General features: G+C 54.5%; 22 protein-coding genes. 13 read left to right on the top strand and 9 right to left on the bottom strand.

The features are described from left to right. Positions 1-9 precede the first annotated feature (9 nt). Positions 10-846, top strand: coding sequence for an HTH-type transcriptional activator RhaS (gene rhaS, locus QNN88_RS19740; RefSeq protein ID WP_414241702.1), 837 nt, complete (start codon positions 10-12; stop codon positions 844-846). 137 nt (positions 847-983) lie between these two features. Further along, on the top strand, positions 984-1,832 hold the full coding sequence (gene rhaR / locus QNN88_RS19735; RefSeq protein ID WP_414241701.1) for an HTH-type transcriptional activator RhaR: 849 nt from the start codon (positions 984-986) through the stop codon (positions 1,830-1,832). Here the strand turns inward: rhaR and rhaT are convergent. Then, positions 1,829-2,863: an L-rhamnose/proton symporter RhaT gene (gene rhaT / locus QNN88_RS19730; protein ID WP_414241700.1), complete on the bottom strand. Its 1,035-nt coding sequence runs from the start codon at positions 2,861-2,863 to the stop codon at positions 1,829-1,831. The genes rhaR and rhaT overlap by 4 nt on opposite strands. A 286-nt stretch (positions 2,864-3,149) precedes the next feature. Here rhaT and sodA point away from each other — a divergent pair, with 286 nt between their 5' ends. Both sodA and kdgT read left to right on the top strand, forming a co-directional pair. Next, positions 3,150-3,770 carry a superoxide dismutase [Mn] gene (gene sodA / locus QNN88_RS19725; RefSeq protein ID WP_044257452.1) on the top strand — a complete coding sequence of 207 codons (621 nt, stop codon included), beginning with the start codon at positions 3,150-3,152 and terminating at the stop codon, positions 3,768-3,770. Between the two features lie 193 nt (positions 3,771-3,963). Beyond that, entirely contained in the window at positions 3,964-4,947 is a 984-nt protein-coding gene (kdgT, locus tag QNN88_RS19720) for a 2-keto-3-deoxygluconate transporter (RefSeq protein WP_414241699.1), read from the top strand. 86 nt (positions 4,948-5,033) lie between these two features. On the opposite strand, the gene QNN88_RS19715 is transcribed toward kdgT, so the two are convergent. Then, positions 5,034-5,924 carry a dihydrodipicolinate synthase family protein gene (locus tag QNN88_RS19715; RefSeq protein ID WP_414241698.1) on the bottom strand — a complete coding sequence of 297 codons (891 nt, stop codon included), beginning with the start codon at positions 5,922-5,924 and terminating at the stop codon, positions 5,034-5,036. Positions 5,925-6,077: 153 nt separating this feature from the next. On the opposite strand from QNN88_RS19715, the gene yiiM reads away from it, so the two are divergent. Next, on the top strand, positions 6,078-6,752 hold the full coding sequence (gene yiiM, locus QNN88_RS19710) for a 6-hydroxyaminopurine reductase (RefSeq protein WP_414241697.1): 675 nt from the start codon (positions 6,078-6,080) through the stop codon (positions 6,750-6,752). 116 nt (positions 6,753-6,868) lie between these two features. On the opposite strand, the gene cpxA is transcribed toward yiiM, so the two are convergent. Both cpxA and cpxR read right to left on the bottom strand, forming a co-directional pair. Further along, positions 6,869-8,242, bottom strand: coding sequence for an envelope stress sensor histidine kinase CpxA (gene cpxA / locus QNN88_RS19705; protein ID WP_046493226.1), 1,374 nt, complete (start codon positions 8,240-8,242; stop codon positions 6,869-6,871). Beyond that, positions 8,239-8,937, bottom strand: coding sequence for an envelope stress response regulator transcription factor CpxR (gene cpxR / locus QNN88_RS19700; RefSeq protein ID WP_001033731.1), 699 nt, complete (start codon positions 8,935-8,937; stop codon positions 8,239-8,241). Before cpxR ends, cpxA begins: the two co-directional genes overlap by 4 nt. 150 nt (positions 8,938-9,087) lie before the next feature. Between cpxR and cpxP the strand changes: the two genes are divergently transcribed. From cpxP to QNN88_RS19665, 7 genes are all read left to right on the top strand, one after another. Next, positions 9,088-9,588: a cell-envelope stress modulator CpxP gene (gene cpxP / locus QNN88_RS19695; RefSeq protein WP_414241755.1), complete on the top strand. Its 501-nt coding sequence runs from the start codon at positions 9,088-9,090 to the stop codon at positions 9,586-9,588. Positions 9,589-9,736: 148 nt separating this feature from the next. Continuing rightward, positions 9,737-10,639, top strand: coding sequence for a CDF family cation-efflux transporter FieF (gene fieF / locus QNN88_RS19690; RefSeq protein ID WP_414241696.1), 903 nt, complete (start codon positions 9,737-9,739; stop codon positions 10,637-10,639). 184 nt (positions 10,640-10,823) lie between these two features. Beyond that, the gene (pfkA, locus tag QNN88_RS19685) at positions 10,824-11,786 is read left to right on the top strand and encodes a 6-phosphofructokinase (protein WP_414241695.1); all 963 of its coding nucleotides are present in this window, start codon (positions 10,824-10,826) and stop codon (positions 11,784-11,786) included. 203 nt (positions 11,787-11,989) lie between these two features. After that, positions 11,990-12,979 carry a sulfate ABC transporter substrate-binding protein gene (locus QNN88_RS19680; protein WP_414241694.1) on the top strand — a complete coding sequence of 330 codons (990 nt, stop codon included), beginning with the start codon at positions 11,990-11,992 and terminating at the stop codon, positions 12,977-12,979. 101 nt (positions 12,980-13,080) lie between these two features. After that, positions 13,081-13,830, top strand: coding sequence for a CDP-diacylglycerol diphosphatase (locus QNN88_RS19675; RefSeq protein ID WP_414241693.1), 750 nt, complete (start codon positions 13,081-13,083; stop codon positions 13,828-13,830). Between the two features lie 73 nt (positions 13,831-13,903). Then, positions 13,904-15,208 carry an SLC13 family permease gene (locus tag QNN88_RS19670; RefSeq protein WP_414241692.1) on the top strand — a complete coding sequence of 435 codons (1,305 nt, stop codon included), beginning with the start codon at positions 13,904-13,906 and terminating at the stop codon, positions 15,206-15,208. Positions 15,209-15,318: 110 nt separating this feature from the next. Next, positions 15,319-16,791 carry a DASS family sodium-coupled anion symporter gene (locus tag QNN88_RS19665; protein ID WP_414241691.1) on the top strand — a complete coding sequence of 491 codons (1,473 nt, stop codon included), beginning with the start codon at positions 15,319-15,321 and terminating at the stop codon, positions 16,789-16,791. Between the two features lie 42 nt (positions 16,792-16,833). On the opposite strand, the gene tpiA is transcribed toward QNN88_RS19665, so the two are convergent. Together tpiA and QNN88_RS19655 are read right to left on the bottom strand one after the other, a co-directional pair. After that, positions 16,834-17,601, bottom strand: coding sequence for a triose-phosphate isomerase (gene tpiA / locus QNN88_RS19660; RefSeq protein WP_414241690.1), 768 nt, complete (start codon positions 17,599-17,601; stop codon positions 16,834-16,836). A 112-nt stretch (positions 17,602-17,713) separates the two neighbouring features. Next, a complete protein-coding gene (locus QNN88_RS19655) occupies positions 17,714-18,310 on the bottom strand; it encodes a YiiQ family protein (protein WP_414241689.1) in 597 nt (198 codons plus the stop codon). A gap of 100 nt (positions 18,311-18,410) precedes the next feature. On the opposite strand from QNN88_RS19655, the gene QNN88_RS19650 reads away from it, so the two are divergent. After that, positions 18,411-18,839, top strand: a complete 429-nt coding sequence (locus QNN88_RS19650) for a DUF805 domain-containing protein (protein WP_414241688.1) — start codon at positions 18,411-18,413, stop codon at positions 18,837-18,839. 69 nt (positions 18,840-18,908) lie between these two features. Here the strand turns inward: QNN88_RS19650 and fpr are convergent, their stop codons facing one another. The 3 genes from fpr to glpK all read right to left on the bottom strand — a co-directional run bounded on the left by fpr (position 18,909) and on the right by glpK (position 22,419). Continuing rightward, the gene (gene fpr / locus QNN88_RS19645) at positions 18,909-19,655 is read right to left on the bottom strand and encodes a ferredoxin--NADP(+) reductase (RefSeq protein ID WP_414241687.1); all 747 of its coding nucleotides are present in this window, start codon (positions 19,653-19,655) and stop codon (positions 18,909-18,911) included. A 97-nt stretch (positions 19,656-19,752) separates the two neighbouring features. Next, positions 19,753-20,763 carry a class II fructose-bisphosphatase gene (gene glpX / locus QNN88_RS19640; protein WP_414241686.1) on the bottom strand — a complete coding sequence of 337 codons (1,011 nt, stop codon included), beginning with the start codon at positions 20,761-20,763 and terminating at the stop codon, positions 19,753-19,755. Between the two features lie 147 nt (positions 20,764-20,910). Further along, a complete protein-coding gene (gene glpK, locus QNN88_RS19635; protein WP_414241685.1) occupies positions 20,911-22,419 on the bottom strand; it encodes a glycerol kinase GlpK in 1,509 nt (502 codons plus the stop codon). Positions 22,420-22,425: the final 6 nt, after the last annotated feature.

Genomic DNA, 22,425 nt, shown 5'->3' with positions numbered 1-22,425 from the left:
GAAGCCATCATGACCGTACTGCACAGCGTGGATTTTTTTCCATCAGGTAATGCGCCCGTGGCCATTGAACCCCGGCTTCCGCAGTCCGCTTTTCCTGAGCATCACCATGATTTCCATGAGATTGTGATAGTTGAACATGGCACGGGTATTCATGTGTTTAACGGCCAGCCCTACACCATCAGCGGCGGTACGGTCTGCTTTGTTCGCGACCATGATCGACACTTATATGAACATACGGATAATCTTTGCCTGACGAATGTGCTCTATCGCTCGCCCGATGCGTTCCAGTTTTTATCCGGGCTGAATCAGCTACTGCCGCAGGAGCTGGACGGCGTCTATCCTTCCCACTGGCGAGTGAACCAAAGCGTGCTCCAACAGGTGCGGCAACTGGTGGCAAAGATGGAACAGGATGGCGATGAGAGCGATCTTCCCGGCCTGGCCCATCGCGAAATTCTGTTTATGCAGTTGTTGGTGCTGTTACGCAAAAGCAGCCTGATGGAAGGGGCGGAAAATAACGATGCGCGGCTGAATCATCTGATAGCCTGGCTGGAAGACCATTTTGCGGAGGAGGTCTGCTGGGAGGCGCTGGCCGAACGGTTTTCGCTTTCTCTGCGCACGTTGCATCGCCAGTTGAAACAGCAAACCGGGTTGACGCCGCAGCGTTATCTCAACCGCCTGCGTCTGATCAAAGCCCGTCACTTGTTACGTCATAGCGATGAAAGCGTCACGGAGATCGCCTATCGCTGCGGTTTTGGCGACAGTAACCACTTTTCGACTCTGTTTCGCCGTGAATTCAACTGGTCACCGCGCGACATCCGCCAGGGGCGAGATGCGTTACTTCAGTAACGCGAATACTATCAACGTTTTTTGCCGCCAGAATGTGAATAATCATCGTTCTATGATGCCGGATGTCTAATCCGGCCTGGGTGTTGACGTAATTTGTGGCCGGATAAGCGAAGCGCCATCCGGCAGGGAAGATGCTGGTGGCGAATCATCTGGTGCTTTTAAAAGACGATTTCTTTGCGAATGCCGGGCAAGCCGTCGCCGTTGCCGATCGCTATCCGCAAAATGTGTTTGCTGAACATACGCATGATTTTTGTGAGCTGGTGATGGTCTGGCGCGGCAACGGTTTGCACGTGCTGAATGACCGTCCCTATCGCATCACCCGTGGCGATCTGTTTTATATTCGCGCCGAAGACAAACACTCCTACACCTCCGTTAACGACCTCGTGTTGCAGAACATTATCTATTGCCCGGAGCGGCTGAAGCTGAATCTGGGTTGGGAGAGCGCAATTCCGGGATTTAACGGTACCCCGCGGCAGCCGCACTGGCGGTTGGGCAGCGTTGGCATGGCGCAAGCCCGCCAGGTGATAAGCCAGCTTGAGCATGAAAGTACCCAGCACGATCCGCTCGCTAACGACCTGGCGGAACTGCTGTTTGGTCAACTGGTGATGACGCTGAAACGCCACCGTTATGCCACCGACACGGAGATGGCAACCTCCAGCGAAACGTTACTGGATAAACTCATCACCGCGCTGGCTGGCAGCCTTGAGCGACCGTTTGCGCTGGATGAATTTTGCGAGCAGGAAGCGTGCAGTGAACGCGTGTTGCGCCAGCAGTTTCGCAGCCAGACCGGGATGACGATTAACCAGTATCAGCGGCAGGTCCGCGTTTGTCATGCGCAATATCTTCTTCAGCACAGTCGGTTGATGATCAGTGAAATTTCGATGCAGTGCGGTTTTGAGGACAGTAACTACTTTTCGGTGGTGTTTACGCGGGAAACCGGGATGACGCCCAGTCAGTGGCGTCATCTCAGTCACCAGAGCGATTAGCTAGCCATGCCCAGCCCGACAATGTTGGCGGCGATGATGATCACCACGCATCCCAGACTCAATACACCAACAGGGCGACGTCCGGCATTTTTCCACTCTTTCAGCACCAGACCGACGATGCCGCCGCACAGCACGTAGAAACTCATGTGCAGCATCCAACTGATGTAGTCATATTGCGCCGGAATACGCGCGTGGCCCCAGGCGTAGAAAAAGAACTGCAAATACCACATCAGGCCGCCCAATGCAGACAGCAGCACGTTGGTAATAATCAGCGGCTTTGCCAGTGAGAAGTCGGCTTTTACTGACAGATTTTTTACCTTTGCCAGACGAATAAAGCAGAAGCCCAGGTTGACCAGCGCGCCGCCACCCATGATCACCACGTAGCTTGGTAGTGCGACATACAGCGGATCGACACCCAGCGCGGCAGCGGCTTCATGCATCGGCTTCGCGGCATTCATCGCAAATGACATACCTGCGGAGAAAATGCCGCACATTACCGCCAGCAGCAGCCCTTTTTTCAGGTTGAACTCTTCGGCTTTGATGCCCATTTTGCGCTCTTTGAGCTGGCCCGCGCGGGTGACGATCCCGACGCCAATCAGCGCAACCAGCACCCCGAGCAGCGTCATACGCCCGCCTTCGGTATTGATTAGTACATCAAAGTTGCCATTGATGATGGGCGTCATCAACGTACCGACAATTAGCGTGATGCCGATAGCAATACCAATTCCCATCGACATGCCGAGGTAGCGCATGGTCAGGCCATAGTTGATATTGCCAATGCCCCACATTGCGCCGAACAGGAATACCGGAAGCAGAGTGGAGAGACTGAAAGAACTGTAGTAGGCCCAGAAATCGGGCAGCAGCAGGGCGCTGATGGTCCAGGGAAGGATCAGCCACGAGACCATCCCGCCGACCGACCACATCGTTTCCCATGACCACTGTTTCACTTGTTTAAACGGGGCATAGAAACAGGCTGCACTGGCCGCACCTATCAAATGCCAAAAAATACCCATCGTAATCGCGTTACTCATCACGTCATCCTCATTGTTTTTATCGTCGGTTTTACCCATCCGACGTCATGAGTTTAAAAATTGCGCAGATGTATAACCTTTTGCCGATTGCCGCGATTTTTCCTTTCTGGCAAAGACCCGGTTAAGTGGGTGATATAGCTCACATAATCGACAATCCGCTCAAACATAATAACCTTATTAAAAGTACGGCATTGATAATCATTTTCAATATCATTTAATTAACTATAATGAACCAACTGCTTACGCGGCGTTAACACCCGGCCGCTCGACAATAATGGAGATGAATATGAGTTATACACTGCCATCCCTGCCGTACGCTTATGATGCGCTGGAACCGCACTTCGATAAGCAGACGATGGAAATCCACCATACCAAACACCATCAGACCTATGTAAACAACGCCAATGCGGCGCTGGAGAGTCTGCCTGAATTCGCTAACCTGTCTGCTGAAGAGCTGATCGCTAAACTGGATCAGGTACCGGCCGACAAGAAAACCGTTCTGCGTAACAACGCGGGCGGTCACGCTAACCACAGCCTGTTCTGGAAAGGCCTGAAAAAGGGCACCACCCTGCAGGGCGATCTGAAAGCGGCTATCGAACGTGATTTCGGTTCTGTGGATAACTTCAAAGCCGAGTTTGAAAAAGCGGCGGCAACCCGCTTCGGTTCTGGCTGGGCCTGGCTGGTGCTGAAAGGCGACAAACTGGCGGTCGTTTCTACCGCAAACCAGGATTCCCCGCTGATGGGTGAGGCTATTTCTGGCGCTTCCGGCTTCCCGATTGTGGGCCTGGATGTGTGGGAACACGCTTACTACCTGAAATTCCAGAACCGTCGTCCGGACTACATCAAAGAGTTCTGGAACGTGGTGAACTGGGATGAAGCGGCTGCGCGTTTCGCGGCGAAAAAATAAGTCTTCTTTAACAAGACGTAGCGTATACAGAACCCCGTCGGCGTGGCCGGTGGGGTTTTTTTATGATCAAAATCAAACTAAAAACAGTGATCCGTAAAAAATGAAACATTGTTTTATTGTGTGGTTGGGATCACTTTTATTATTGTGCTGAATGTCTATCGTTGACACATCTTTACATCGGAAGGTGATGGAAATGCAGATTAAACGCACGATAGAAAAAATCCCTGGCGGAATGATGCTCGTCCCCCTGTTTCTGGGCGCGTTGTGTCACACGTTCTCTCCCGACGCGGGGAAATACTTTGGCTCCTTCACTAACGGGATGATCACCGGTACAGTGCCGATTCTGGCCGTGTGGTTTTTCTGTATGGGTGCCTCCATTAAGCTGAGCGCGACGGGGACGGTTCTGCGTAAATCCGGGACGCTGGTAGTGACCAAAATCGCCGTGGCGTGGGTAGTGGCGGCGATTGCCTCGCGGATTATCCCGGAGCATGGTGTGGAGGCAGGATTCTTTGCCGGGCTGTCGACACTGGCGCTGGTTGCGGCAATGGACATGACCAACGGTGGGCTATATGCGTCCATCATGCAGCAGTACGGCACTAAAGAAGAGGCCGGGGCATTTGTCCTCATGTCACTGGAATCGGGCCCGCTGATGACGATGATCATCCTCGGTACCGCCGGGATTGCGTCGTTTGAACCCCATGTTTTTGTCGGTGCGGTGCTGCCTTTCCTGGTGGGTTTTGCGTTGGGTAACCTGGACCCTGAGCTGCGCGAGTTTTTCAGTAAAGCGGTACAAACGTTGATTCCCTTCTTCGCCTTTGCACTGGGTAACACCATCGACCTGAGCGTGATTGCCCAGACCGGGCTGCTGGGTATTCTGCTGGGTGTCGCGGTGATTATCGTGACCGGTATTCCGCTGATCATTGCCGATAAACTGATTGGCGGTGGTGACGGTACGGCAGGGATTGCTGCGTCCAGCTCAGCAGGTGCGGCAGTGGCAACACCGGTACTGATCGCAGAAATGGTTCCCGCGTTTAAACCGATGGCGCCGGCTGCCACTTCGCTGGTGGCAACCTCAGTGATTGTGACGTCAATCCTGGTACCGATTATCACCTCCATCTGGTCGAAAAAGGTAAAAGCGAAGGCTGCGATGATCGACATCCAGAATGCAGTGAAATAACCCCATAATGCCGGATGGCACTGTGTACATCCGGCCTGTTTTTGCGCCATAAAAAAGGCCTGGTGGATCTCACCGGGCCTTGTCTTTTAACGACCAAACACCTCATCAATCGTCCGACAATCGTGTTCGTTCAACTCGCCGCCCGCATTGCGTGAAACCCCCGTGCAATAGCCAAACTTCCGCGAAACCACCGTCTTGATGGTGGTGACGAAATCCTCGCCGATGGCATAAATCGACATGTACACGCCGATCTTCTGTTGAATGTCATGCAGCGCCGCCAGATCGCCGGCTTTAAAAGCTTCACGCGCGCTGACAAACAGCTCCGGCATCACATTGTTGAGCCCGGAGATAATCCCCGCGCCGCCCGCCAGCAGGTTGGGAATGAAATATTCGTCATAGCCGGAGAGGACGGCAAAATCATCCCGCACGGCCTGGGTTGCCTCGATCATTCTGCGGGTATGCGACTGACAGTCTACGGTATCTTTGATCCCGGCAAAGTTTGGGAACTCGCTGGCAAGCTGGGCAACCAGGTCCGGCGTTAAGTCGCTGCCGGTCCGCGGTGGGAAGTTGTAGGCAAACCATTTCCCGCTGAGCTTTTGCCCCAACTGGCGGAAGTAGCTCAACAGTTGCTTTGGCGTTTGGCCGTAGTAATAGGGCGGCAGAACCATCACGGCATCATAGCCTGTGCGGTATGCTTCCTGCGCCATCCGCAAGACATCGTGGAGGCAGGTCGAAGAGACGTTTGCCACCATTTTCAGCGGACTCATGCCGCGCGCCTCGCGAATCAACAGCAACCGCTCTTCGAGCGTGAAAGAAGCAAATTCTCCGATGCTGCCCATCAGCAAAATCACGTCGATTTTAGCTTCAGTCAGGCGCTGAAGATGTTGGCTCAGACCGTTGAGATCGATATTCCCATCCTGATCCATTGGCGTAATGGAGGGACACCAGACGCCAGCAAACTGCGTTTGACCTGTCACGTTGTTGACTCCTTATTATGAAATGGCGTTTCAAAAACCCTTTCATTGATAGCATGTATCTTTTGGCGTCGTGTGAACCTTGCTCTCATTTTGCGCGGTTGAGGTAAAATAATTGTGGTTTAATAAGGCAAATTGATCGGGGAGAGGGACCAGATGCGATATCCAGTAGAGGTATTCAGCGGCAAGATTCAGGATTATGTGGGAAGCCGCCCGAGTGCGATTGGTAAAATTCAGGTCGATGGCGAACTGATGCTGACGGAGCTGGGCCTGGAAGGCGATGAGCAGGCGGAGAAGAAAATCCACGGCGGGCCGGATCGTGCACTGTGCCACTATCCGCGTGAGCATTATCAGTACTGGGCGCGGGAATTTCCGGAGCAGGCAGAGCGCTTCGTGGCCCCGGCTTTTGGCGAGAACCTCTCTACCGAGGGGCTGACGGAACACAATGTTTATATTGGTGATATTTTTCGCTGGGGCGAGGCGCTGATTCAGGTCACGCAGCCGCGTTCACCGTGTTTTAAGCTCAATTTTCATTTTGGTATCAGCGATATGGCCAGTCTGATGCAAGACAGCGGCAAAACAGGTTGGCTGTGTAGCGTCATTGCACCTGGCATGGTGTCTGCCGATGCGCCGCTGGAACGGGTCTCCCGCGTTAGCGACGTCAGCGTGCAGGAGGCGATCGCCATTGCCTGGCATATGCCATTTGATGATGAGCAGTATCACCGCTTACTGTCAGCGGCGGGGCTGTCGAAGAGCTGGACGCGAACGATGCAAAAGCGCCGTTTAAGCGGCAAAATCGAAGATCAATCACGGCGTTTGTGGGGTAAATAAGCGCTGTTATCCGGCACCGGAAAAAATGCCTGATGGCGCTATGCTTATCAGGCCTACCGTTCGTGGAGAGTTGTAGGCCGGATAAGGCGTTTGCGCCGCTATCCGGCACAATACCGTTACGAACGCTTATACAGCGGCAACCAAATCACCAGCCGTAAACCGCCCAGCGGGCTGTCTTCGGCTTTCACCCAGCCACGATGCTGCTGAATGGCAGTTTCTACAATCGCCAGACCCAGACCGGTGCCGCCGGATTCACGATCGCGCGCTTCGTCAGTACGGTAGAACGGGCGGAAAATCTGCTCGCGGTCTTCCGGGCTGACGCCAGGGCCATCGTCATCCACCGTAATCGTAATCCCGTCTTTATCCACCGCGAAGCCCACTTCAATCTTCGTATGCGAATAACGCAGGGCGTTACGCACGATGTTCTCCAGCGCACTTTCCAGCGCATTCGGGTTGCCGTACAGCGGCCATGGTCCCGGAGGGAAATTTACCGTCAGCGATTTGCCCATCTGTTCGGCTTCAAAGGCGGCGTTATCCAGTACTTCACCCCACAGATGGTTGGCCTTCATCGTTTCACTGACCAGCGCGTTTTTCTGTTGATTACGCGACATCACCAGCAGGTCGTTGATCATGCTGTCCAGACGCTGCGCTTCAGTCTCAATGCGCTCCAGTTCCTTGCTCTCACCGCTGCGGCGGCGCAACAGCGCAGTGCCCAGTTGCAGACGGGTGAGCGGGGTTCTCAGTTCGTGCGAGATATCTGACAGCAGACGCTGCTGCGTGGTCATCATCCGTTCCAGCGCAGTCACCATCTGGTTAAAACTGGCGCCTGCGGCAAGAAATTCCTGAGGGCCGGCTTCCAGTTCCGGATGCTGACGCAAGTTACCCTGAGCCACCTCATCCGCCGCGTTTTTCAGCTTACGCGCCGGTTTCGCCAGGCTCCACGCCAGCCATAACAACAGCGGGGAACTGACTAACATCGTGACGATCAGCAACAACAGCGGGCGGTCAAACAACAGGTTGATAAAATCGGATTGGGAATTACTGGCTGGACGAATCAGGTAAAGCTGATAGTTATCTTCCCCATCCCGCACGGAAAACGGCCCAACCATTTCTACGCGACCGTACTTTTTCTTCTGCGGATGATCGGCGTTGTCCGCCTGACCAATAAAGTTACGAATGATCTGCATTTCGCTGCGTTCAGCGCCGATCACGCGGCCTTCGGTGGTCACAAGCAATAATCGCTGTCCTGGCGGCGCCCACTTGTCTATCGCACGGAACAGGCGACGCCACCACATCAAATCGTTGGGTGGATCGTTCGCGAGTTCAGCTTCTACGTGTTGCTCAATCATCAACCCCTGGCGCTGTTCGCTGTCCAGTAGCTCGGTCATCTGGCGTGAGTCGAGCTTGGGTAACATCAATACCAACATCAACACCAGTGCCAGCGTCAACCAGAAGATGGCAAAGATGCGTGCGGTTAAACTGCCTATCATGAAGCCGAAACCATCAGATAGCCGCGACCACGCAAGGTTTTAAACCACGGATGCCCGTCTTTACGCTCCGGCAGTTTGCGCCGCAGGTTGGAGATATGCATGTCGATGGCGCGGTCGAAAGGCGTCAGGCGTTTACCCAGCACTTCCTGGCTCAAATGTTCACGTGATACCACCTGGCCGAGATGTTGCGCCAGCAGATAAAGCAGGGTGAATTCGGTGCCGGTAAGCTCCAGCGTCTGGCCATCGAAGCTGGCTTCCTGGCGGCCCGGATTAAGGCTAAGGGCATCCACTTCCAGCGTCGGCGAGCCGTTATCGCTGCTCTGCTGCTGCTCGCTCCAGTGCGAACGGCGCAGAATCGCGCGGATACGGGCGACCAGTTCACGATCGTTAAACGGTTTCGGTAAATAGTCATCTGCACCCAGCTCAAGGCCAAGTACGCGATCCAGTTCGCTGCCGCGGGCGGTCAGCATAATCACGGGGGTCTGGTGTGTCTGGCGAAGCGCTTTCAACGTATCGATACCGTTTTTCTTCGGCATCATCACGTCAAGCAAAAGTAAATCAATGCTGTCGTCCAGAAGCTCAAGCGCCTGCTCCCCGTCATGGGCAACCAGCACATTGAATCCTTCCATTTCGAGCAGCTCCTTTAACAGGGAAGTCAGCTCTCGGTCATCATCAACTAACAGGATTTTATTCATTGTTTAAGTACCTCCGAGGCAGAAATTACGTCATCAGGCGTCGCTAATCCATGACTTTACGTTGTTTTACACCCCCTGACGCATGTTTGCAGCCCGAATCGTAAACTGTCTCTCGTTGAATCGCGACAGAAAAGATTTTGGGAGCAAATGATGCGCAAAGTTACCGCTGCCGTCATGGCCTCAACGCTGGCACTCAGTACGATAAGCCATGCTGCTGAAGTCGTTACAGGCGATAACTGGCATCCGGGTGAACCCCCTGCGCCGCGCACTGTACAGAGCCATATGTTTGACGGCATAAGTTTAACCGAACATCAACGTCAACAGATGCGAGATCTGATGCAACAGGCACGACATGAGCAGCCGCCTGTTAATGTTAGCGAAATGGAGACGATGCATCGTCTTATTATCGCAGAAAATTTTGATGAAACCGCTGTACGCGCTCAGGCAGAAAAGATGGCGCAGGCACAGGTTGACAGACAGGTCGAAATGGCCCGTGTTCGCAACCAGATGTATCGCCTGTTAACGCCCGAGCAGCAAGCGGTTTTAAACGAGAAACATCAACAACGAATGGAGCAGTTGCGCGACGTGACGCAATGGCAAAAAAGTTCATCGTTGAAGTTATTGAGTAGTAGCAACTCACGTTCCCAGTAGTAAACCCTGTTTTCCTTGCCATAGACACCATCCCTGTCTTCCCCCTCATGATGAGGGGGTTTTTTTTGCCTGAAAATTGTCACCGCCATAAACGCTGACTGTCTTACGCCATCCGTTATACTACCGGCATGAAATGGCAGGAGTGTTTATGAATCAATCCTATGGGCGGTTAGTCAGTCGGGCGGCCATTGCCGCGACAGTGATGGCATCGCTGTTACTTTTGATCAAAATTTTTGCGTGGTGGTACACCGGGTCGGTGAGTATTCTGGCGGCTCTGGTCGACTCGCTGGTGGATATTGCCGCGTCGCTCACCAACCTGTTAGTGGTGCGCTATTCGCTGCAGCCAGCGGATGACGAACATACCTTTGGTCACGGCAAAGCGGAATCGCTGGCCGCGCTGGCGCAAAGTATGTTTATTTCTGGTTCGGCGCTGTTCTTGTTTTTAACCGGTATTCAGCATTTGATTACGCCCACGCCGATGAACGATCCTGGCGTAGGGGTTGTGGTGACGATCATCGCACTGATTTGTACGATAGTACTGGTCACGTTTCAGCGCTGGGTGGTGAAGCGGACGCAAAGCCAGGCAGTGCGGGCAGATATGCTTCATTATCAGTCTGATGTTATGATGAACGGTGCGATTCTCGTGGCGCTCGGCCTGGCATGGTACGGCTGGCATCGTGCGGACGCATTGTTTGCATTGGGGATTGGCATCTATATTTTATATAGTGCTTTACGCATGGGCTATGATGCAGTGCAGTCGTTACTGGATCGCGCATTACCCGATGAAGAACGTCAGGAAATTTTTGAAATCGTGACATCGTGGCCGGGCGTCAGTGGTGCTCACGATCTCCGTACGCGGCAGTCAGGGCCGACCCGCTTTATTCAGATTCATTTGGAAATGGAAGATAATCTGCCGCTCGTTCAGGCACATGTTGTGGCTGAGCAGGTTGAGCAGGCGATTTTGCAGCGTTTTCCGGGCTCCGATGTCATTATTCATCAGGACCCCTGTTCCGTTGTTCCCAGGGAAGGCAAAAAGTTTGAGCTTTCGTAAGTGAGCGTAAAAAAGAGAGCCAGGCCCGCATTTTGTGTATAAATTACCGCCATTTGGCCTGACCTGAATCAATTCAGCAGGAAGTGATTGTTATACTATTTGCATATTCGTTGGATCGTATCGATATGCAGGTTCGACTTCCGGCAACAGACTTCATTTTGCATTCCAAAGTTCAGAGGTAGTCATGATTAAGAAAATCGGTGTGTTGACAAGCGGCGGTGATGCGCCGGGCATGAACGCAGCAATCCGTGGTGTGGTGCGCGCAGCACTGACGGAAGGACTGGAAGTCATGGGTGTTTATGATGGCTACCTGGGTCTGTACGAAGACCGCATGGTCCAGCTTGACCGTTATAGTGTGTCCGACATGATTAACCGCGGTGGTACTTTCCTGGGTTCCGCTCGCTTTCCGGAATTCCGTGACGAAAACGTCCGCGCCGTGGCTATCGAAAACCTGAAAAAACGTGGTATCGACGCGCTGGTGGTGATCGGCGGTGACGGTTCTTACATGGGTGCAAAACGCCTGACTGAAATGGGCTTCCCATGCATCGGTCTGCCTGGCACCATCGACAACGATATCAAAGGCACTGACTACACCATCGGTTACTTTACGGCGCTGGGCACCGTGGTTGAAGCGATTGACCGTCTGCGCGACACCTCGTCTTCACACCAGCGTATCTCTATCGTTGAAGTGATGGGCCGTTATTGTGGTGACCTGACTCTGGCGGCGGCGATTGCCGGTGGTTGTGAGTTTGTGGTGGTTCCGGAAGTGGAATTCAGCCGTGACGATCTGGTCGCTGAAATCAAAGCAGGCATCGCGAAGGGTAAAAAACACGCTATCGTGGCAATCACTGAGCACATGTGCGATGTCGACGAACTGGCGCATTACATTGAGAAAGAGACGGCCCGTGAAACCCGTGCGACCGTGCTGGGTCACATCCAGCGTGGCGGCTCTCCGGTGCCTTACGACCGTATCCTGGCTTCCCGTATGGGTTCTTACGCCATTGAACTGCTGCTGGAAGGTCACGGTGGTCGTTGCGTCGGTATTCAGAACGAAAAACTGGTTCACCATGACATTATCGACGCTATTGAAAACATGAAGCGTCCGTTCAAAGCAGACTGGCTGGATTGCGCGAAGAAACTGTACTGATTCTTCGCTGCGCCTGATGGCGCGACGCTTATCAGGCTTACAGATCGCAAAGACTTGTAGGCCGGATAATGCGTCAGCCGCCATCCGGCATAAGCCCTTCATATATTCCCCAAGGTTATAGCCAATCTTTTTTTATTCTTTAATGTTTGGATTCCTTTCTGGCAGGCTTTGCTCATCACAACACAACATAAGAGAGTTGGGCGATGAACAAATGGGGCGTGGGGTTAACCTTGCTGCTGGTATCCAGCGGTGTTCTGGCAAAGGATATTCAATTACTGAACGTGTCTTACGATCCAACGCGTGAGCTGTACGAGCAGTACAACAAAGCGTTTAGCGCGCACTGGAAGCAAGAAACGGGCGATAACGTGGTGATTCGACAGTCGCATGGCGGTTCGGGCAAACAGGCGACCTCGGTGATTAACGGCATTGAGGCGGATGTGGTGACGCTGGCGCTGGCCTATGATGTTGATGCGATAGCCGAACGTGGGCGCATTGATAAAAACTGGATCAAACGCCTGCCGGATAATTCCGCACCCTACACCTCCACCATTGTGTTCCTGGTTCGCAAAGGCAATCCGAAGCAAATCCATGACTGGAACGATCTGGTTAAACCTGGCGTCTCTGTGATCACCCCGAACCCGAAAAGCTCCGGCGGCGCACGCTGGAACTATCTGGCTGCGTGGGGTTATGCACTGCACCACAACAACAACGATCAGGCGAAAGCACAGGATTTCGTGAAGGCGCTGTTTAAGAACGTCGAAGTGCTGGACTCTGGCGCACGTGGCTCGACCAATACCTTTGTCGAGCGCGGCATCGGTGATGTACTGATCGCGTGGGAGAACGAAGCGCTGCTGGCGACCAATGAGCTGGGCAAAGATAAGTTTGAAATCGTGACGCCGGGCGAATCCATTCTGGCTGAACCGACGGTCTCCATTGTGGATAAAGTGACTGAGAAGAAAGGGACTCAGGCGGTAGCCGAAGCCTACCTGAAGTATCTCTATTCACCGGAAGGTCAGGAGATCGCGGCGAAAAACTACTACCGTCCGCGTGATGCGGATGTGGCGAAAAAATACGAAAATGCGTTTCCGAAGCTGAAGCTCTTCACCATTGATGACGTCTTCGGCGGCTGGACGAAAGCGCAGAAAGAACATTTCTCAAACGGTGGAACGTTTGATCAGATCAGTAAGCGCTAAGCACAACTGAAACGTGGCCCGGGAGCTTTTGCTGTCGGGCTTTTTTATTTGTCATCATTTTGCGTTACTCTTGCAGGCCGTTGAGATACAGGGAACGCGTTATGAAAAAAACTGGCTATGGACTACTGGCCGTGGTCGTTATTGCTGCTGCGGCAGGTTTCGGCTACTGGAAGCTGGCCGGAAACCCGGATGCGTTGCGCCAGATTGTCCTTGAACAATGTCTGCCCAATCAGTTGCAGCATCAAAATCCGGCGCCATGCGCCGAAGTGAAGGCCGATGCCGGATATGTGGTCTTTAAAGATCGCAATGGCCCACTGCAATATTTGCTTATGCCGACTTACCGCATTAACGGCACCGAAAGTCCGCTGCTGGTGGAACAATACACGCCGAATTTCTTCTGGCTGGCCTGGCAGTCACGCGACTTTATGAGCAAGAAGTATGGCCGGGATATTCCGGACAGCGCCGTTTCGCTGGCAATCAACTCGCGCAGCGGACGGACGCAAAATCATTTCCACATTCATATCTCCTGCCTGCGTCCTGACGTCAGAGCGCAACTGGACGCTAACCAGGCCAAAATCAGCACCCGCTGGTTGCCGCTGCCGGGCGGACTGCGCGGGCACGAATATCTCGCCCGTCGCGTGACGGAAAGCGAACTGGCGCAGCGCAGCCCGTTTATGATGCTGGCGGAAGAGGTGCCGGAAGCGCGTGAGCGAATGGGCAGCTATGCACTGGCGCTGGCGCGTCAAAGCGATGACGCTTTTGTTCTGCTGGCGACGCAGCGTAATTTACTGGCGCTTAACCGCGCATCGGCAGAGGAAATTCAGGATCATCAATGTGATATTCTCCAGTAACCCCACCTAATCTGGCGTTTACTCTCGTTGCCTGTCCCCGTATTCTTGTTGAAAAAAACAACAGGAGACAGGCATGTCGCTCTGGTTTTCACACCCTCTGTTTCTGCCTTCGCTGGTGGTGGTTGTCACTATTCTGCTCTGGGCGAGCTCTCTCTTGCCGGAATTCATCACCGCGCTGCTGTTTTTCACCGTAGCGATGGTGGCGAAAATCGCCCCGCCGGACGTTATCTTTGGCGGCTTTGCCTCCTCAGCGTTCTGGCTGGTGTTCAGCGGCTTTGTGCTGGGTGTGGCGATCCGCAAAACCGGGCTGGCGGACAGGGCGGCGCGGGCGTTGTCATCCCGGCTGACGGAATCCTGGCCGTTGATGGTCTCAAGCGTGGTGCTGCTGAGCTATGCGCTGGCGTTTGTGATGCCCTCCAATATGGGGCGTATCGCGTTGCTGATGCCCGTTGTTGCGGCGATGGCGAAGCGTGCCGGGATCCTCGATGGCACTCGTGCGTGGTTCGGACTCGCGCTTGCCGTCGGGTTTGGCACTTTCCAGCTTTCCGCTACCATTCTGCCTGCGAACGTGCCGAACCTCGTGATGAGTGGGGCGGCGGAAGGTTCGTACGGCATCCACCTGAATTATCTGCCTTACTTGCTGCTGCATACGCCGGTATTAGGTTGGCTGAAAGGTGGGCTGTTGATTGCGCTGATCTGCTGGCTGTTTCCTGGAAAACCCCATCTACCGCGTGAGTTAACGCCGCCGGAACCGATGAGCCGCGATGAAAAGCGGCTGGCCTGGATGCTGGGAGTGGTGCTGGTAATGTGGGTCAGTGAAAGCTGGCATGGTATTGGCCCTGCGTGGACCGGGCTGGCGGCGGCGGTTATCACTCTGCTACCGCGTGTCGGGTTTATCAACGGAGAGGAGTTTTCCGCAGGGGTTAACATCCGTACCTGCATTTATGTTGCCGGTATTCTTGGGCTGGCGAGCGTCGTAACGCAAACCGGCATTGGCGATGCGGTTGGTGAGGCGCTGCTGCAGGTAATGCCGCTGGACCCGGAGAAACCGTTCACCAGTTTTCTCGCCCTGACCGGTATCACCACCGCGCTTAACTTTATTATGACCGCTAACGGTGTTCCGGCGCTGTATACCAGCCTGGCGCAAAGCTTTTCTGAGGCAACGCACTTTCCGCTGCTGTCGGTGATCATGATTCAGGTATTGGGCTACTCAACGCCGCTATTGCCGTATCAGGCGTCGCCTATTGTGGTGGCCATGGCGTTGGGAAGAGTGCCGGCGAGGGCCGGGATGTTGCTGTGTCTGGTGCTGGCGGTGATGACGTATCTGGTTTTGCTGCCGCTGGACTACGCGTGGTTTAATTTATTAGGAAAATTGTAGGGTACAGGCCTGATTTTTAGTTTTTGTGAGAGGGCGGTGAGTTTTACCGGCACGAATGACGGTTAATACCGGAACGCATACTTATGCGCAGGATACTCAAGGATTGATCCATGGAAAGATTGACTCCCGTGCGTTGTTGGCCCGCCGTTATCTCTATCGTTATCACGCTGACTATCTGGTTTATCATCCCTTGTCCCGCAAACGTGACGCCACAGGCGTGGCATCTGCTGGCGCTGTTTATCGGCACGATTGCGGCGATTATCGGTAAAGCGATGCCCATTGGCGCGATTGCGATTGTGGCGATCATGCTGGTGGCGATGACCGGCGTGACGAATCCCGGTAAACCTTCTGCGGCACTTAACGATGCGCTGAGCGGCTTTTCCAACCAACTGATCTGGTTGATCGGTTTGTCGATCATGCTGTCGCAAAGCTTGCTGAAAACAGGACTTGGGGCGCGTATCGGCTACGGATTTATTGCGTTGTTTGGTAAGCGAACCTTAGGTATCGCGTGGGCATTAACACTCGCTGAAACGCTGATTGCTCCCGTCACCCCAAGCAATACGGCGCGCGGCGGCGGGATTATCCACCCGGTCATGCGTGCGATAGCGGATAGCCTGGGATCTCAGCCGGGCGATCGCGAAAATGGATCTACGGGGCGATATCTGGCGCTGGTGAACTACAACATTAACCCGATCAGCTCGGCGATGTTTATCACCGCAACCGCCCCTAACCCGTTGATCGTCAGCTTTTTAACGAAGGGGACGGATGGAGTACTGAATATGACCTGGGGGATGTGGGCGATGGCTGCGCTCCTTCCGGCGGTAGTTTCGCTGATTGTGATGCCCATCGTCATCTGGTGGCTCTATCCGCCCGCCATTACCCGCACGCCGAACGCGCCGCAGTTCGCCCGACAAAAGCTGGATCTTCTCGGCCCGCTGTCGCTGGCGGAAAAAATCACGTTGGCGGTGTTCATTTTGCTGCTCTGCTTGTGGGCTGGCGTTCCCGCGATGATCATGGGCAACGGCTGGACTGTTAACCCTACCAGCGCGGCGCTGATCGGTTTATCGATTCTGTTGCTCACTGGCGTACTCAACTGGGAGGATATCCTTAAGTGCCGCGGCGCCTGGGATACCATTGTCTGGTTCGCCGCACTGGTGATGATGGCGGATTTTCTCAGCAAGCTGGGGCTGGTGGGTTGGCTGGCAACGAGCGTAGGGACAGCGATTGATCATCTTGGCGTTCACTGGAGCATCGCAACGCTGCTACTCATTCTGCTGTACGTCTATTCTCACTATTTTTTCGCCAGCACTACGGCGCATATCACCGCCATGTTCTCTGCCTTCTTCATCGCCGGATTAAGCCTGGGCGCGCCGCCAGCACTGCTCGGCCTGATGCTCGGTTTCTCATCCTCGCTGATGATGTCGCTCACGCACTATGGAACGGGCACGGCGCCGATTATTTTTGGCTCGGGTTACGCCACGCTGGCGGAATGGTGGAAAACGGGACTGGTGATGAGTGTGGTGAACCTGACTATCTGGGCGGTGACGGGCGCTTTCTGGTGGCACTGGCTGGGATACTGGTAATACAAGGAGAAGCCGGAGGAGCGATTCCCCCGGCTCAACAACTTAAGCCTGTTTTGCCGCTTCAGCTGCTTTAACGATCACAGCGAAAGCGTCAGCTTTCAGAGAAGCACCGCCTACCAGCGCGCCGTCGATATCCGGCTGAGCGAACAGTTCTGCCGCGTTAGCTGCGTTTACAGAACCGCCGTACTGGATGATGACCTGCTCAGCAATTTTTGCGTCCGCTTTGGCAATGTGGTCACGAATGAATTTGTGAACAGCCTGTGCCTGAGCCGGCGTGGCAGATTTGCCGGTGCCGATTGCCCAAACGGGTTCGTAAGCGATAACCACGCCTTCGAATGCAGCCGCGCCCTGTGCTTTCAGCACTGCGTCGATCTGACGTGCGCAGACTTCTTCAGTTTTGCCTGCTTCGTTTTCAGCTTCGGTTTCACCGATGCACAGAACGGGAGTCAGACCCTGTTCTTTCAGTACGGCGAATTTTTTCGCGATCAGTTCGTCAGACTCTTTGTGGTACGTACGACGCTCAGAGTGGCCGATGATGATGTACTGCGCGCCGATGTCTTTCAGCATTTCAGCGCTTGTTTCACCGGTAAATGCGCCGGACAGGTTCAGGTCAACGTTCTGTGCGCCCAGGATGATGTGGCTACCGGCCGCCGCGTGTTTGGCCAGGTCGATGTACATTTCCGGCGGTGCGATCGCTACCGCACAGCCAGCGACGCCAGCCAGCTCTTTACGCAGGTTAGCAACCAGTTCGTTTACCATGTGGCGGCTGCCGTTCAGTTTCCAGTTACCCATCACTAAAGGATGTCGCATTTTTATTCTCCACGCTTTGTCAGCGAATTAAGGAAGATGGCCGCCCCTCAGGGCAGCATGGTCTGTGAAACAGTATAGAGATCACTCCCTGGAAAGGCTTTGCTTTTTATCATCAATTGGACCCGTCCAGGTTTTCAGATAACGTCAGCTTAATCGGTTCAACTGCGAAGGTCAGCCCTTTTTCGCCGTTATCTGCGACTACATAGCGAATTGCGCCTTCGGTTTCCGCGTAATAGCGCTTATTTTTTCCCGCGGCGAGGAGTTTCTGCAGCTTTTTCTGGCTCTGCTCTTTGGTCAGTAGAGGGGCTACAGTGCGGATGACCGCCGCCATATATTCCAGAGCTTTGGCTTTTGCTGCTTTTTGTTCCGGGCCCTGAATGGGCAGCCAGGTTATCTGCATGCTCTTGATCTTCAGCGTCCCGCGCTCAAGGGCGGTTGAGGCATACAGATTCTCATTTATTTTGCTGGCCGCGCGGGTGAGGTTGGCCTTGTCGCGATTGCTGTCGATGGCGCGGAATTCATTTAAGGTAAGCTTCGGATTTTGGCTATTAAAGTTTTCGCGAAACTGGCTGATGGAAAGGTCAAATGTGGGCGCTCCGGCGAGTAAATACGGTGCGGTGGTGGCCACCAATGGCTCAGCCGCCAGCGCCGGCGTGCCGGAGAGCATCGCCGAAAACAATAATAAAAACAGTGAACATCCTGGCTTCATCAATCTTACCTTTCGTTATGACTGTCCACGATTAAAACGATAACCGTCTGGCTTGTCAAAAGGGTAAACTATCGAAGACAGTCATTTTTTAGGAACAGGCATGACCCTACAGCAGTGGTTATTCTCATTTAAAGGGCGTATTGGACGCCGTGATTTCTGGATCTGGATTGTGCTGTGGATACTCAGCATGGTGGTTCTGTTTTCGCTCGAGAGTCAAAAATTACTTCCTGATCAGATAGCGCCCTTTGCCCTGGTGTGTCTGCTCTGGCCGACGGCGGCGGTTACGGTGAAACGTCTGCACGATCGTGGGCGTTCAGGGCTGTGGGCGTTATTGATTATTCTTGCCTGGATGTTGTTAGCCGGCAACTGGGCCATTTTGCCGGGGATGTGGCAATGGGTGGTCGGACGCTTTGTGCCGACGCTGATCCTCATCATGACGATTATCGACTTGGGGGCGTTTGTCGGCATCCAGGGCGAAAATAAATACGGTAAAGACACGCAGGATGTCGCGTTTAAATCAGCGCCATAAACTGTAGCCAGCGGCGCTTGCCCGGCCTACGGTAGGCCGGTTGAGGCAGCACGTTCATCCGGCGCCGTATTACCAGTAATGCTCGGCGGTCATATGGCCCGGTCGGCGACGAAGGTGTTTCGTCATCTGTCGGGTCTCCTTCAGTAGCTGCTGCGTGTCGCGGACCATCTGCGGGTTCCCACACAGCATCACATGGCTGGTCTCTTTATCGATCGGTAAGCCCACCGCTGATTCCAGTTCACCACTCTCAATCAGCGCCGGAACGCGGCCAGTCAGTGAACCTGAGACCGTTTCACGGCTCACCACCGTCTGGATCCGCAGTTTACCTTCGTAGCGTTTTTGCAACGCCTGCATCAGCGGCAGATAGCTTAGATCCGCGGCGTAGCGCGCAGCATGCACCAGCACCAGGTTTTTAAAACGCTCAAGGTCTTTGCCCAGTTGCAGAATCGATAAATAGGGGCCGATGGCGGTACCGGTTGCCAGCATCCACAGCGTGTCGCAATCAGGCACCTCATCCAGCACAAAGAAACCAGCGGCTTCGCTCACCACCTGTACTTCGTCACCGGGCTTGAGTGCTGCCAGACGCGGGCTGAGCTTACCATCAGGCACGGTGACCAGGTAAAACTCCAGATCGGGATTGTCAGGGGCATTCACATACGAGTAAGCGCGCTGGACGCGCTCGCCGTCAATCTCAAGGCCAAGCTTGGTAAATTGACCGGCGGTGAAGGGATGAACGGGGGCGTGAACGGTCAGACTAAACAGGGCATCGGTCCAGTTCTGTACCTTTGTGACTTTGCCTGTTACCCAATCTGCCATGGTTTTCTCCTGTACGGGTCTCGTCCCCTTATCTTCGTTTGTTGGCGGAAAGATTTCCAGCCCCGGAGGGGCTGGAAGGCTCGAACGAACAAATCAATTACAGGATGTGCGCCTGCACGTCCGGGTCTTTACGGTCGAGATAGTGAATCGACTGAATACGGCGGATGGTGCGTGACTTACCGCGGATCAGCAGCGTTTCGGTAGTGGCGATATTGCCCTTACGGCTAATGCCATCCAGCAGATCGCCTTTGGTGATGCCGGTTGCGGAGAAGATGACGTTGTCGCTGCGAGCCATTTCATCCAGACGCAGCGCTTTACCGGCCTCGATGCCCATTGCCTGACAGCGCGCCAGTTCCTGTTCGCCGATGCGGCGGTTTTCATCGCTGTCGCCTTTGACATCATGACGCGCCAGCAGGCGGCCCTGCATATCGCCATCCAGCGCGCGGATCACTGCGGCGGACACCACACCTTCCGGCGCACCGCCAATCCCGTACAGCACATCGACTTCACTGTCCGGCATGCAGGTCAGGATGGACGCGGCCACATCGCCATCAGGAATCGCGAATACACGCACGCCAAGCTTCGCCATCTCTGCGATCACCTCATCGTGACGGGGTTTTGCCAGGATCGTTACCGTCAGCTCGCGCAACGGTTTGCCCAGCGCGTTGGCGATATTACGCAGATTCGTTTCCAGCGGGAGGTTGAGATCGATGCTGCCTTTTGCGCCCGGTCCGACAATCAGCTTTTCCATATACATATCAGGTGCGTTCAGGAAGCAACCCTTGTCACCCACGGCCAGAACGGCCAACGCGTTGGCCTGGCCCATTGCCGTCATTCGCGTGCCTTCAATGGGGTCGACGGCAATATCCACCGCGTCGCCGCGACCGGTACCGACTTTCTCACCGATGTAGAGCATCGGCGCTTCGTCGATCTCGCCTTCGCCGATCACAATGGTTCCGTCAATGTTGACCTGGTTTAGCATAATGCGCATGGCGTTAACCGCCGCGCCGTCGGCGGTGTTTTTGTCACCGCGTCCTAACCATTTGTAGCCAGCCAGCGCCGCCGCTTCGGTTACGCGGGAAAATTCGATGGCAAGTTCTCGTCTCATAGCAAACTCGTAGCAAAAAGGAATGGCGCGAAGTGTAGCACAGGGGAGGGCGTGAAATTATTGATGTGTGTGCGGGGTAGGCCCCCGCCGTAATAGTATCTGTTGGCCGGATAAGACGCTTTCGCGTCGTCACCCGGCCATTTACGATTACTCTTCGTGGTCTTCCCACGCCAGCGCGCGTTTGACCGCTTTCTTCCAGCCGCTGTAACGATAGTTACGCTCGGTGGTTTCGATGCCAGGACGGAATTCACGTTCGATGACGGCTTTTTCCTGTAACTCATCGAGGTTCTGCCAGAAACCAACCGCCAGACCGGCCAGGTAGGCCGCACCCAGCGCCGTGACTTCACGCACTTCCGGACGCTCAACGCGCGTGCCGAGAATGTCAGACTGGAATTGCATCAGGAAGTTGTTGGCGACCGCACCACCGTCCACACGCAGGGCGTGCAGGCGAATGCCGGAGTCTGCCTGCATCGCTTCCAGCACGTCGCGGGTCTGGTAAGCGATAGATTCCAGCGTTGCACGGATGATGTGGTTGGAGTTCACACCACGGGTCAGACCGAAGATCGCGCCACGGGCATACGGGTCCCAGTACGGTGCGCCCAGGCCGGTGAAGGCGGGGACAACGTACACGCCGTTGGTGTCCTTCACTTTGGTCGCGAAATACTCGGAATCGAAGGCGTCGCTGATGAGCTTCATTTCATCGCGCAGCCACTGAATAGAGGCGCCCGCCATAAACACCGCGCCTTCCAGCGCGTAGTTCACTTCTCCGGTCGGGCCACAGGCGATGGTGGTCAGCAGGCCGTTCTCAGACTTAACCGCTTTCTCGCCGGTATTCATTAGCATAAAGCAGCCGGTGCCGTAGGTGTTTTTCGCCATCCCTTCCTTCACGCACAGCTGGCCGAACAGCGCTGCTTGCTGGTCACCGGCGATACCGGAAATTGGAATACGCGTGCCGCCTTTACCGCCGATGTTGGTTTGACCGTAGACTTCGGAAGAACGACGCACATCCGGCAGCATGGCACGTGGAATATCCAGCGCATCCAGCATTTTGTCGTCCCAGTCCAGCGTGTGGATGTTGAACAGCATGGTACGTGAGGCGTTGGTGTAATCCGTGACGTGTACGCGTCCCTGGGTCATTTTCCAGATAAGCCAGGTATCAACGGTGCCGAACAGCAGTTCGCCGCGACGTGCGCGCTCACGGGAACCTTCGACGTGGTCGAGGATCCACTTCACTTTGGTGCCGGAAAAATAGGGGTCAATCACCAGACCGGTGTTATTGCGGATGTATTCTTCCATGCCATCACGCTTCAGGCGTTCGCAGATATCCGCGGTACGACGGCACTGCCAGACGATCGCGTTATAGATAGGTTTACCGGTTTCTCGTTCCCAGACGATAGTGGTTTCACGCTGGTTAGTGATCCCGATGGCTGCAATCTGATCGGAACTGATGTCCGCTTTCGCCAGCACTTCCACCAGCGTCGAGCTCTGCGTGGCCCAGATTTCCATCGGGTCGTGTTCTACCCAGCCTGCTTTCGGGTAGATCTGCTCAAATTCGCGCTGTGAAACGCTCACGATATTGGCATCATGATCCATTACGACGGCGCGGGAGCTGGTAGTGCCCTGGTCGAGCGCAACGATATACTTTTTCTCAGTCATAATTTT

It is taken from the genome of Citrobacter sp. ANG330 (assembly GCF_047467925.1).
Taxonomy (GTDB): domain Bacteria; phylum Pseudomonadota; class Gammaproteobacteria; order Enterobacterales; family Enterobacteriaceae; genus Citrobacter_A; species Citrobacter_A amalonaticus_G.
This window is presented reverse-complemented; position numbering and strand designations above follow the sequence as displayed.

Excerpts from the sequence above, each read along its gene's own strand:
- rhaS (WP_414241702.1), top strand. The coding sequence starts at position 10 with ATGACCGTACTGCACAGCGTGGATTTTTTTCCATCAGGTAATGCGCCC.
- rhaT (WP_414241700.1), bottom strand. The coding sequence starts at position 2,863 with ATGAGTAACGCGATTACGATGGGTATTTTTTGGCATTTGATAGGTGCG.
- sodA (WP_044257452.1), top strand. The coding sequence starts at position 3,150 with ATGAGTTATACACTGCCATCCCTGCCGTACGCTTATGATGCGCTGGAA.
- kdgT (WP_414241699.1), top strand. The coding sequence starts at position 3,964 with ATGCAGATTAAACGCACGATAGAAAAAATCCCTGGCGGAATGATGCTC.
- yiiM (WP_414241697.1), top strand. The coding sequence starts at position 6,078 with ATGCGATATCCAGTAGAGGTATTCAGCGGCAAGATTCAGGATTATGTG.
- cpxA (WP_046493226.1), bottom strand. The coding sequence starts at position 8,242 with ATGATAGGCAGTTTAACCGCACGCATCTTTGCCATCTTCTGGTTGACG.
- cpxR (WP_001033731.1), bottom strand. The coding sequence starts at position 8,937 with ATGAATAAAATCCTGTTAGTTGATGATGACCGAGAGCTGACTTCCCTG.
- cpxP (WP_414241755.1), top strand. The coding sequence starts at position 9,088 with ATGCGCAAAGTTACCGCTGCCGTCATGGCCTCAACGCTGGCACTCAGT.
- fieF (WP_414241696.1), top strand. The coding sequence starts at position 9,737 with ATGAATCAATCCTATGGGCGGTTAGTCAGTCGGGCGGCCATTGCCGCG.
- pfkA (WP_414241695.1), top strand. The coding sequence starts at position 10,824 with ATGATTAAGAAAATCGGTGTGTTGACAAGCGGCGGTGATGCGCCGGGC.
- QNN88_RS19680 (WP_414241694.1), top strand. The coding sequence starts at position 11,990 with ATGAACAAATGGGGCGTGGGGTTAACCTTGCTGCTGGTATCCAGCGGT.
- QNN88_RS19675 (WP_414241693.1), top strand. The coding sequence starts at position 13,081 with ATGAAAAAAACTGGCTATGGACTACTGGCCGTGGTCGTTATTGCTGCT.
- QNN88_RS19670 (WP_414241692.1), top strand. The coding sequence starts at position 13,904 with ATGTCGCTCTGGTTTTCACACCCTCTGTTTCTGCCTTCGCTGGTGGTG.
- QNN88_RS19665 (WP_414241691.1), top strand. The coding sequence starts at position 15,319 with ATGGAAAGATTGACTCCCGTGCGTTGTTGGCCCGCCGTTATCTCTATC.
- tpiA (WP_414241690.1), bottom strand. The coding sequence starts at position 17,601 with ATGCGACATCCTTTAGTGATGGGTAACTGGAAACTGAACGGCAGCCGC.
- QNN88_RS19655 (WP_414241689.1), bottom strand. The coding sequence starts at position 18,310 with ATGAAGCCAGGATGTTCACTGTTTTTATTATTGTTTTCGGCGATGCTC.
- QNN88_RS19650 (WP_414241688.1), top strand. The coding sequence starts at position 18,411 with ATGACCCTACAGCAGTGGTTATTCTCATTTAAAGGGCGTATTGGACGC.
- fpr (WP_414241687.1), bottom strand. The coding sequence starts at position 19,655 with ATGGCAGATTGGGTAACAGGCAAAGTCACAAAGGTACAGAACTGGACC.
- glpX (WP_414241686.1), bottom strand. The coding sequence starts at position 20,763 with ATGAGACGAGAACTTGCCATCGAATTTTCCCGCGTAACCGAAGCGGCG.
- glpK (WP_414241685.1), bottom strand. The coding sequence starts at position 22,419 with ATGACTGAGAAAAAGTATATCGTTGCGCTCGACCAGGGCACTACCAGC.